Genomic DNA, 10,189 nt, shown 5'->3' with positions numbered 1-10,189 from the left:
GTTGCTTTAACGGCTGTAAAAAAAGTTACCAAACCATTAAAAAATGCGCCCGCCAAGAACCCAGTAAGGTGTTTTAACTTCAACCTAGAAATAAAGTGATACACTATAGCCAGTGCAAACCAACCCATGAGCAAGTAGGTGGCGAGTGATATTTTTTTATTACCGTTTTTTACAAATACTTTGTACGCAACGCCTGCTAGTGCCACCGCCCAAATAAATGTAAGTGTGGCCCATGACCAAGCACCAGTTAATGAGATTAATAAAAAGGGAGTGTAGGTGCCGGCAATTAATAAGTATATGGCGCAGTGATCGCACTTTTTATAAAAGGCTCTTAAGCGCGGTTGAATACTGGCATGGTACAAAGTGGACGACAAAAACAGTACAAATAGACTGCTGCCATAGATTACAGTACTTACATACGCTTTAGTGCTGGTGGCTTGGCTAAATAAATCCCACATAACAAATGCGGCAAATACAATACCAAGTGCATGGCTAATTACGTTTAGTTGTTCTTCTTTTTTAGAATAGGGCGCTTCTAACGACATGACAGATCCTACCACTATTTGAATGAATTTTAGTGTACAAGTGTACGCTGAGTTTTTCAATATTATAATTTTTATATGAATACAATAATTTATTGTTTTTCATAAAGTTGAAACATCAATTTAACCAATGCGTAATTAATAAGACGTAAAAAAGTCGTAATAGTTCGTTAGATTACTGGTAATTCCTAAAAACAATTAACCGGACGAACAGTGAAAAACATGAAAAATAAATTAACAACACGGCCTTTTCTTAAACTTACTAAATTGTCTGTGGCGATGATTTGCGTTACATCAACAAATAGTTTTGCAGATCAAACCATAAATAAAGAACTTGATGAAATAGTGGTTGTTGCTCAAAAGCGTGCGCAATCAATACAAGATGTGCCCGTAACAATAAGCGCCTACGATGGCGACTTTTTAGAAAGCTTGGGTATAGGTGAACTAGACACTTTATCTGAAATAACACCAGGGCTTGTTATTCAAGAGCAAAGCCCTAACAACCCGGGCTTTGTAATTCGTGGTATTACGTCTGATAGTGGGTCGTCTCAATCATCCCCTCGTGTGTCTATTTATTATAACGGAGCAGATGTATCACGCTCTCGTGGCTCATACTTTGAGCTTTTTGATGTAGAAGGGATTGAAGTTGTTAAGGGACCACAAGCGACACTGTTTGGAACAGCAGCTTCTGTAGGTGCTATTAGTGTAGCAACACGTAAACCAGAAAAAGATTTTTCGGCTCAATTAAAAGCATCCGTTGGTAATTACTCGGCCAAAGGTGCTAGTGGCTTTGTAACGGGTGGCAATGATTTATTGCAAGGCCGTGTTGCTTTTACTTATCGTGAACGTGATGGGTTTATAAAAAATATTGCAGGAGATAGTAACTCCCAAAATCCGGCTGGGTTTAAGCAAGATGATATGCATGCTATTGAGCGTTTTTCTTATCGTCCGTCTTTACGTATTACACCTAGTGACGATGTAACGATTGATTTGGTGTATACGTATGAAAAAAATGATGACTCGGGTACATCTTTTAAAAATGGGCTTTATGCACCAACCGGTGGTGATATAAGTCCATATAGCTTTGTTGAAATGCCAGGTAGTCCGTATGCAGAGTCTGTGTTTGGAAAAAAAGACTTAGGTGTGGATCGCACAGTTAACGATTTAAATTTGACTGTAAATTGGGATGTAAGTAACGATTTAACAATCACCTCAATTACTGCAGGGCGTAACTTTGACTCTTTAGAAGTGTTTGATGCTGATGGTACGCAAGCATGGTTTTTAGAATTTGCAGAAGCTGCTGAGGGCGATCAATTTAGCCAAGAATTACGCGCTGTTTATACGCAGAATAAGTTTACTAGTATTTTTGGTGTGAGTTATTTTGAAGAAGATGGTAGCCAGCGTGTTCCATTTAGTACAGAGGAGTCTATATTTTTAAATTGCTTAGGCGTATTGGGTTCAGGTGTTCCTTGTATTAATAATGATGGTAGCGTTAATATTTTAACGCCAGCATTAACAGGTGGTGTAGTAAACGAGTTGCCATATTCACTAGAGTTTACAAACTATGGTGAAAACAAAGCGTACTCAGCGTTTGCTGATGTAACTTATGCTACTACTGAAGCATTAGAGTTAACAGCGGGTCTTCGTTATATAAAAGAAGAAAAGCGCAGTGGTTATAGCTCTGCAGCACCCAATAGTGTTTTAACACAAGCGCCATTGTTTACGGTTGATACAAATGGTGAAACATTCTATGGCGATGCTGATTATGATGATTGGCTGCCACGTTTTAATGCGCTTTATATAATAAACCCTACTACAAATATGTATGCGACTATTTCAAAAGGGCGTCGTTCGGAAGTACTTGAAGTAAGTTCGGCTAACGATGAACAAGGGAATGTCGAAGCTTCTATATCAGAAGTCCCAGCGGAAATTATTTGGAACTACGAAACCGGTATTAAAGGCAAAGCGCTTGACGGGCGTTTAGATTACTCTGTCGCTGTATTTTATCAAGATTACTCTAACTTTCAGGTTACGTTACAGGATGATGAAGGCGTTGCGTTTTCTGCAGATGCGGGCTCTGCCACTAATGTTGGCGCAGAGGCTGAAGTAAGGGCGTTAATTAATAATGAGTTTGAGGTATTTGCCAATGCGGCTTACCTTGATGCTGAAATAGATGATGACAGCAATAACGGTAACCTCGCAGGCAATAAATTTAGATTACAACCAGAGTGGACGTTTAGTACGGGGCTGTTTTATTCAACAGAATTGTCGAACTCACTTAATTTAACGAGCTCTTTAATATATAGCTACCGCTCTGAAGTGTATTTTGAGCCAGCAAATGCGCCAATATCAGGCTTAGATATTAGCCAACCTGGGCTTGGATTAGTCAGTGCGCGCTTAGGAATTGCAAGTGATGATGATTGGGCCGTTAGTGTATTTGCCAGTAACTTATTAGATAAAGAGTATTTAGTTGATGCAGGTAATACTGGAGGGGGATTTGGCAACCCAACATTTGTTGCAGGGGCACCTCGTTTTGTTGGTATTGAGTTAACTCTCGGGTTTGGTGGACAATAATACATTTAACTACTTGATATTTTAATTGAGCCACTGCAAAGTGGCTTTTTTATGTGATCACGTTAAAGTGAATTTATATTAGGTAAAAATGAAACAAGATCTAAAAGCTGCTTTACTTACCGCCATTGTTTATCCTGGAGCGGGGCATTTTTCTCTAAAAAAACACCTTATAGGCGCTATTTTTGCGGGTGTATTTTCTGTTCTTTTAATTTTAACCTTTCAAGATATATTTGCGATTGCACAGTGTACTGCAAATGAAATTGTAAACGGAAAAATCCCCATGTCGGTTACCGCCATTTTAAAAGCCGCGCAACAACCATCTGACGCTTGCGCTCAACTCGCTGAATATAAGTATGTACCTTTAATGATTATAATTTGGGTGCTGAGCATGATGGATGCATACCGTTTGGGCAGAAAAGCGCTGCCCACTAAAAAATAAGCCACTTAATCAGAACTCGGTTTGGTTGGCTTATTAATTTTCTTCCCGCATATTTATCCCTGATATTTAGCTATTATTGATGGCGGTAATAATTATTATTATCGCCTTTTCATTTTTATACATATTTTTTGTAACCGAGGTTTTTTGCCCGCATCATGTAAACATCGTGTAAATTCCTGTATATACCCAGTAAAATCCTCAAACCTCGTTAAATAGCTCACTTGTTGATATTTAGTTAATTAAAATCCTTATCTTTGTACCTCTTTATTCATTTAATGTTAATAAATAAATGGTACTTTCTGCTCGCCAAATTAACTTTATTTGACTATTAAGTATTGGTTTGGTGTCAATTTATTACGTCAAGCAATGACGACTGATAATTTCAATTTAAGGAAATACGATGAATAACAGTTCAAATAATCACAAAAGAAAGGATTTTAAAGTGGCGAGCTTATCGTTAGCTTTATTATTAGGATGCTCAACAATGGCCAATGCCGCTGTTGAGAAGTTAACGGTGAGTGGGAATCAAATTCTTGCGGGTGGGGAAAGCACAAGCTTTGCAGGACCTAGCCTATTTTGGAGTAATACGGGGTGGGGCGCTGAAAAATTTTACACAGCAGAAACAGTAGCAAAGGCAAAAACTGAATTTAATGCAACATTAATTCGTGCAGCTATTGGTCATGGTACGAGTACTGGTGGTAGTTTGAACTTTGATTGGGAGGGCAATATGAGCCGTCTTGATACTGTTGTAAACGCAGCTATTAGCGAAGATATGTACGTTATTATTGATTTTCATAGCCATGAAGCACATACCGATCAAGCAACTGCAGTTCGCTTTTTTGAAGACGTAGCGACCAAATATGGGCAGTACGACAATGTTATTTATGAAATTTATAACGAGCCGTTACAAATCTCGTGGGTTAACGATATTAAGCCTTATGCAGAAACAGTTATTGATAAAATTAGAGCAATCGATCCTGATAACTTAATTGTGGTTGGAACGCCTACGTGGTCGCAAGATGTTGATGTGGCATCACAAAACCCAATTGATCGTGCCAATATTGCTTACACTCTGCATTTTTATGCTGGCACGCATGGTCAATCGTATCGAAATAAAGCACAAACAGCACTCGATAACGGCATTGCACTATTCGCCACAGAGTGGGGAACAGTCAATGCTGATGGCAATGGTGGTGTTAATATCAATGAAACCGATGCATGGATGGCATTTTTTAAAACAAACAATATTAGCCACGCTAACTGGGCTTTAAACGATAAAAACGAAGGTGCATCGTTATTTACTCCAGGCGGTAGTTGGAATTCACTAACCGCGTCAGGCTCTAAAGTTAAAGAGATCATTCAAGGTTGGGGTGGTGGTAGTAACAATGTTGATTTAGATAGCGACGGGGATGGCGTAAGTGACAGCCTTGATCAGTGCAATAATACTCCCGCAGGTACAACGGTTGATAGTATTGGTTGTGCAGTAACTGACAGCGATGCCGATGGTATAAGCGATAATGTTGATCAATGTCCTAATACACCAGTAGGTGAAACTGTTAATAATGTAGGTTGCGTTATTGAAGTAGTTGAACCACAAAGCGATGCGGATAACGATGGTGTGAATGATGATATTGATCAGTGCCCAGATACACCCGCTGGTACAAGTGTTGATACAAATGGATGCAGTGTTGTAAGTTCAACCGATTGTAATGGCATTAATACATACCCTAATTGGGTGAACAAAGATTACTCAGGTGGCCCGTTTACTCACAATAACACCGACGATAAAATGCAATATCAAGGCAATGCATACAGCGCAAATTGGTATACAAATAGCCTTCCAGGAAGTGATGCTTCGTGGACGCTTCTTTATACTTGTAATTAAGCACGTTTTATAAAATATACAAAGAAGGTAAATAATACATTTACCTTCTTTCTAAAAGTATTAGCCTTTATAAACACTTTGATGCTGGTTAACTATGTTATAGCTTGGGGAGTTTATGTTATCTATATAGCGCCAATCGGTTGTGATTTGCTCTTTAGTAATCGTCAGTAACATATATCCACGGTGTGATAAGTCACAATAGTTTAAATCGTTTATTAACAATGAAAGCGAGTCAGCCATTTGCTTTGCTTGTGCTGTATTAAGCGCTAAATAATGCTCCATACCCGGGGATGTAACACCAGGTGTTGCAAACTCTACTCCTACGCTTTCGCCTTTTGCATTTTTTAATGTGCCATGCCACGCATTGTGCGTATCACCTGCAACCACGACTAACTTTTTATTTAATGCGGTAATGCTTTTGTATAATGCTTCGCGCTCGCTTGGGTAACCATCCCACGCATCTAAATTATAAGGCATTAAAGTATTTACGCGTGCGAGTTGCTCGGGTGTTACCGCTTTATTAGCTAACACTGCTTTTTTAATGGTAACAAGCTCTTTTAACACCTGAGGTATTTTAGTGCGATCGGATTGCGAGAATATTTCAGTAGGTAGCCACATTTTAGTCATCAATACTTGCTGGCCTAATATTTGCCATTTTGCATTTGATTTAGTTATTGCACTCGTAAGCCAGTTTAGTTGTGTGTTACCTAGTAACTGCCTATTTGGATTATTTAAATCACTGGCAAAGCGCGCAACATCCATTTGCTTGGTCTCGGGGTTTTTATAGTCGCTGTAAGCGAGTTGTTTATCGCGTGCTATTACGCGCGTATCTAGCATGTGCAAGCTTATTAAATTACCAAAATCGAAGGTGCGATATATTTGCGGGCTTTGTTCGCCCATAGGCGGTCTAATTGGCAGCCATTCGTAATAGGCTTGAATAGCTGCTGCGCGACGCTTAAAAAAGTCACCTTCATCTGGGGTATGATTTTCAGCACCACTTTTATAGGTATCGTTAGTAACTTCGTGATCATCCCATATTGCGATAAAAGGCGCTGCAGCGTGAAGTGCTTGTAAGCCTTGGTCTGTTCTGTAAATAGCATAGCGTTTACGATAGTCGCTAAGGGTAATAATTTCACCGCTGTTATCGGCTGCTAATTGGCGGCCAATTTTTTCAGCATTTTCGGTAGCGTATCCGCCCATTGGATATTCGTAAATGTAATCTCCCAAATGCAGTACTACATCTAAATCTTTTTGCTTAGCGGCATCTGTGTAGGCATTAAAGTACCCAGCAGGGTAGTTTGAGCACGACACAACAGCTATTTTAATTTGTTCAATGTTATTTATTGGTAGTGTTTTAGCACGGCCAATAGGGCTTTGTGTATTCAAACCCATAAACCGATAAAAGTACTCTGTGTTTGGAGTAAGTTCTTGTACGTCTATTTTTATTGTAAAGTCTCGGCTTTTATCTGTTTGTTCGCGCCCGCTACGAATAATGTTTTTAAATTGAGAGTCACTTGCCAGTTCCCAAGCAACAGTAACTTCAAAATTTGATTGAGAAGTGGTTGCACGTGTCCAAATTATTAAAGCATTACTAAGCGGATCGCCACTCGCTACACCGTGTTTAAATTCAATAGCCGATAGAGGTTTGTTTATTAATGTTTGAGCACAACCTGTAATGGCACTCGATACTGCGACGGTAAATATGCTTGCTGCTGAGGTTTTTAAAAAATTTCGACGTGATGAAAGAGTCATACTGCACTTTTTAAATTATTTATAGTGGTGTGCACTTTAGCGGGTAGATATGACGTTTTTATAAACGCTAAATGTATTTAGTGTGACGGTATTAATACATTTAAACCCTTTTATTTATTAACTAAAAAGTAGTCAAAAAATTAAATTAAATGGTTAAATTAACGAGATATGAATTTTTTAAATTAAAGTGGCGCATGTAAAGTTGTTTAATTACAGTTGCTTATAATTTATTTTATGTTGGCACAACCCTTGAGTATGTAACTACGTCTAAACAATACACAAACAAGGAATACCATTATGAAACATTCAATTAAAATCGCTATGGCAAGTTTATTAGTATTAGGTTCTGCGCAAGTACACGCAACAGAAGTGGACCTAGATGTAACTGATATATTAACTCAAAGTGTAGCAAGCTATGTTAAGCAAACCACAATCGAGCTTGAAAAATCACTAAAGGAGACGCTTTATTTTGATGCTAAAACTGTTTTAGAGGGTTTATTAGATGAGCCCGTTTTAACAGATAGCACAACGCTTAAAAATACTGACACTAGTATAAAAAACGCAAAATAAATTATTTAAAGGATTAAAACAATGAGCAGTGAACTTGGATTATTTGCATTAATGTTAGCACCCGTAGTCAGTATGATTAGCGCTTATTACTCGGTTCAAGTGTTTAAAGCTATGGGAGGTTGGTTTAATCTTTAGCCAATTATATAGCTGGTAATTAATTCGATTCATACAAAGCTGATCGACTTAGCAAAAGCGCACGTAAATAAAGGCAGAGTGTTTGAAATAAGTAGACTTTATGAAACGTGCGATTTTTCCATTACCCATTTTTATGTTACCTGAAGGTTATACGCGATTACGCATATTTGAGCCTCGCTATTTAAATATGGTTAAAACCGCATTAAAAAATAATACAGGGTTTGTGCTTTGTACGTTTGAGCATGACACGCCTTTTAATATAAGCGCCCAAGGTTGCCTTGTTGATATTATTGATTTTGACCAAGATGATAACGATGTATTATTAATTGATGTATTTGCATCGCAAAATGTGCAAATTAATGATGTTTATCAAGACGAAGACGAATTACGTCATGGCCTAGTATCGCCTTGTAATACGCCGTATTGGTACAAAAATTCTAACAACCAAATTGGTGAACATTACCTATTACACGACGCGCTTAAAAACGTGTTTCAAGGTAATCCGGAACTTAATTTGTTGTACAAGAAAACTCATTTTGACAAGCTTCCTTGGATTGCAGCACGTTGGCTTGAACTCCTACCTGTTTCTATTGAGAAAAAACAGCAACTTGCATTTGAAACGAATTTTGATAACTTACTGAATTTCCTCCATACTGTGATTAATAACGAATTTGCCTAAATTTTATGATCCTAAATTAATTATTGCCCGTATTACTCAATACAAAAGCAATAACGGGATAAATTATTATGGTAAGTCAACAACAGTCACCACGTTGTGAACCTAATACAGGTAAGTACACTGCCATGCCAGAAACGCCGAGTAAAGAGCTCATGCAAGCGCTTATAGATGTTGCGCAATCACGCGACAAAAAAGCGTTTTCTTATTTATTTGAATACTTTGCGCCAAAAATTAAACGCTTTGGAATAAAGCAGTTTGGTGTTGAAGCTCAAGCCATGGAGCTTGTGCAAGAAACGCTAACCTCTGTTTGGCGTAAAGCACATTTGTATCATAGTGAAAAAGGCGCTGCGACTACGTGGGTTTATACCGTTATGCGTAACGCGTCGTTCGATATGCTTCGTAAAATGAAAAGTAATAAAGAAGAAAATATAAGCGAAGATATTTGGCCGTTACTAAACGACACACAAGATACGCATCACGAATACAGTGATCATTTAGAAGATAAGCAAATTAAGCGCTATTTAGACAAATTACCAATTGCTCAACGCGAAGTGGTAAGAGGCGTTTATTTTCAAGATATGTCGCAAGAGCAACTTGCACATCAACTTAATATTCCAGTAGGCACGGTAAAATCACGTTTACGTTTGGCCTTGCAAAAATTACGTAATGAAATGGGAGATCAGCATGATTAAACATCACCCGAGTGAAACTTTACTGACACAGTATTGCGATGCATCACTTGCTACATCATTGAGTTTAGCCGTTTCTATTCACGTAGACATGTGCCCTGTGTGCCAAGCTAAAGTAGCTAAAATTGAAGCAAGTAATGCAAATGCATTATTTAGTGAAGAGCCTGCTCAATTTGAGAAACCTCAAACTGAGAAATCTGATTTACTTGAAGAGTTTGAATTAAATGTTCTCGATATGATCATTTCTGATGATTCTATCGATGAAGTTTACGAAGTAGAGCCTGTATCTATTAAAGTGAATGAGCATGACTATCAGCTTCCACGTGCTTTAACACGTATTTCTCATAGCAAATTTACACAAGTTGGTAAACTGGCACGATCTCGCGTTTCGCTTGATGATGGTGCGCTGCGTTCTAGCTTGCTACATATTGATGCCGGTGGCGAAATTCCTGAGCATACACATACCGGATTTGAAGTTACTTTACTATTAGACGGTGAGTTTAGTGATGAAGATGGTAATTACGTACCAGGCGACTTTATTTGGCAAGATGGTAGTCATCAACATACACCTTTAACGAAAGATGGATGTTTATGCTTTACAGTTGTCAGTAGTGCGCTACATTTTAATAAGGGCTTCAGCAAGTTACTTAATCCAATAGGTAATTTGATTTACTAAGAGAATATATGCATACAGATATAATAAAAATAGGTATAAGCGCCTGCTTAGCAGGCGAAAAAGTTAGATTTGACACAGGACATAAAAAGTCAAATTTTTGTATGGATGAGCTAGGTAAACACGTTGAATACACACGGTTTTGTCCGGAAGTAGCTGTTGGTTTACCGATACCTCGTCCAACTATTCGCCAGGTTAAAGTGGGCGATACTATTAAAGTATGCCGCCCAGATGGCACCGGCGAAGTAGGC

Annotated in this window: 10 protein-coding genes; 8 read left to right on the top strand and 2 right to left on the bottom strand. The window is 38.3% G+C overall.

The features are described from left to right. On the bottom strand, positions 1 to 545 hold a 545-nt coding region (locus CXF89_RS20165), incomplete at its 3' end, for a PAQR family membrane homeostasis protein TrhA (protein WP_257983250.1). A gap of 219 nt (positions 546 to 764) precedes the next feature. Here CXF89_RS20165 and CXF89_RS20160 point away from each other — a divergent pair. The 3 genes from CXF89_RS20160 (at position 765) to CXF89_RS20150 (ending at position 5,440) form a co-directional block, all read left to right on the top strand. Continuing rightward, positions 765 to 3,116, top strand: a complete 2,352-nt coding sequence (locus CXF89_RS20160) for a TonB-dependent receptor (protein WP_121955586.1) — start codon at positions 765 to 767, stop codon at positions 3,114 to 3,116. Between the two features lie 88 nt (positions 3,117 to 3,204). After that, on the top strand, positions 3,205 to 3,555 hold the full coding sequence (locus CXF89_RS20155; RefSeq protein WP_121955585.1) for a hypothetical protein: 351 nt from the start codon (positions 3,205 to 3,207) through the stop codon (positions 3,553 to 3,555). Between the two features lie 400 nt (positions 3,556 to 3,955). Continuing rightward, positions 3,956 to 5,440, top strand: a complete 1,485-nt coding sequence (locus CXF89_RS20150; protein ID WP_121955584.1) for a cellulase family glycosylhydrolase — start codon at positions 3,956 to 3,958, stop codon at positions 5,438 to 5,440. 60 nt (positions 5,441 to 5,500) lie between these two features. Here CXF89_RS20150 and CXF89_RS20145 read toward each other — a convergent pair whose 3' ends face one another. Beyond that, complete coding sequence (locus tag CXF89_RS20145) at positions 5,501 to 7,192, bottom strand: alkaline phosphatase D family protein (protein ID WP_121955583.1); 1,692 nt, start codon at positions 7,190 to 7,192, stop codon at positions 5,501 to 5,503. A 297-nt stretch (positions 7,193 to 7,489) separates the two neighbouring features. Between CXF89_RS20145 and CXF89_RS20140 the strand changes: the two genes are divergently transcribed. The 5 genes from CXF89_RS20140 to CXF89_RS20120 all read left to right on the top strand — a co-directional run. Then, the gene (locus tag CXF89_RS20140; RefSeq protein ID WP_101163364.1) at positions 7,490 to 7,762 is read left to right on the top strand and encodes a hypothetical protein; all 273 of its coding nucleotides are present in this window, start codon (positions 7,490 to 7,492) and stop codon (positions 7,760 to 7,762) included. A 235-nt stretch (positions 7,763 to 7,997) separates the two neighbouring features. After that, the gene (locus CXF89_RS20135) at positions 7,998 to 8,576 is read left to right on the top strand and encodes an LON peptidase substrate-binding domain-containing protein (RefSeq protein WP_121955582.1); all 579 of its coding nucleotides are present in this window, start codon (positions 7,998 to 8,000) and stop codon (positions 8,574 to 8,576) included. Positions 8,577 to 8,644: 68 nt separating this feature from the next. After that, positions 8,645 to 9,268 carry a sigma-70 family RNA polymerase sigma factor gene (locus tag CXF89_RS20130; RefSeq protein WP_121955581.1) on the top strand — a complete coding sequence of 208 codons (624 nt, stop codon included), beginning with the start codon at positions 8,645 to 8,647 and terminating at the stop codon, positions 9,266 to 9,268. Then, on the top strand, positions 9,261 to 9,941 hold the full coding sequence (locus CXF89_RS20125) for a ChrR family anti-sigma-E factor (RefSeq protein WP_121955580.1): 681 nt from the start codon (positions 9,261 to 9,263) through the stop codon (positions 9,939 to 9,941). The genes CXF89_RS20130 and CXF89_RS20125 overlap by 8 nt, the downstream gene beginning before the upstream one ends. 8 nt (positions 9,942 to 9,949) lie before the next feature. Next, a partial coding sequence (locus CXF89_RS20120; RefSeq protein ID WP_121955579.1) for a 2-thiouracil desulfurase family protein occupies positions 9,950 to 10,189 on the top strand: 240 nt, incomplete at its 3' end.

This window comes from Pseudoalteromonas sp. MelDa3 (assembly GCF_002863625.1).
Taxonomy (GTDB): domain Bacteria; phylum Pseudomonadota; class Gammaproteobacteria; order Enterobacterales; family Alteromonadaceae; genus Pseudoalteromonas; species Pseudoalteromonas arctica.
This window is presented reverse-complemented; position numbering and strand designations above follow the sequence as displayed.